This is a genomic window from Oleiphilus sp. HI0132 (genome assembly GCF_001635845.1).
On sequence record NZ_LWGJ01001893.1, the window covers coordinates 1 to 1,049 of the forward strand.

Sequence of the window (1,049 nt, forward strand, 5' to 3'; positions counted from 1 at the left end):
GCAGATATAGGTCCAGGTCTTGCCAAGGCAACCATCGCTGGTCGCGTAAATGATGTATTGGTCGATGCTTGTGAGTTGATTCAAGAAGATTCCACACTAAGTATTATCACTGCAAAAGATGAAGATGGCCTTGAAATATTGCGTCACTCATGCGCTCACCTTGTTGGTCACGCAATTAAGCAGCTTTGGCCTGATGTCAAAATGGCGATTGGCCCAACGATTGAAAATGGCTTCTACTATGATGTTGATTTAGAGCATCGTCTCACTGAAGAAGATATGGCAGCCCTCGAGAAGCGTATGCTTGAGCTTGCTAAGAAGAGCTATGACGTTGTTAAGAAGACCGTAAGCTGGCAAGAAGCACGAGATGCTTTCGAAGCGCGTGGTGAAACTTATAAAATGGAAATTCTTGACGAAAATATCGCCAAGACCGATACGCCAGCTTTGTATCACCATGAAGAATATATAGATATGTGCCGCGGCCCTCACGTGCCGAACATGAAATTCTGCCATCATTTTAAACTAATGCGTATTTCTGGCGCGTACTGGCGTGGCGATTCTGACAACAAAATGTTGCAGCGTATCTACGGTACAGCTTGGGCAGATAAGAAGCAGCTAAAGCAATATTTGAATCGCTTACAAGAAGCCGAAAAGCGAGACCATCGTAAAATAGGTAAGAAGTTAGACTTATTCCACATGCAGGATGAGGCGCCAGGTATGGTCTTCTGGCATGACAAGGGGTGGAGTATCTACCAGACTATCGAAAACTACATGCGTACCAAGCAGCGCAAGTATGGTTATAAAGAAATTAAGACGCCTCAAGTGGTTGAGCGTACGCTATGGGAGAAGTCGGGCCACTGGGATAAATTTAGTGAGCAGATGTTTACTACTCACTCAGAGAACGCAGACTTTGCAATCAAGCCGATGAACTGCCCATGCCACGTTCAGGTATTTAATCAAGGCTTGAAGAGTTATAAGGAGTTGCCCTTACGTCTTGCCGAGTTTGGTTCTTGCCATAGAAATGAAGCATCTGGCGCTTTGCACGGTATTAT

Annotated in this window: 1 protein-coding gene; it reads left to right on the forward strand. The window is 45.0% G+C overall.

Translation table 11 applies throughout. The features are described from left to right. On the forward strand, positions 1 to 1,049 hold a 1,049-nt coding region (gene thrS / locus A3766_RS28580; RefSeq protein WP_068643467.1), incomplete at both ends, for a threonine--tRNA ligase.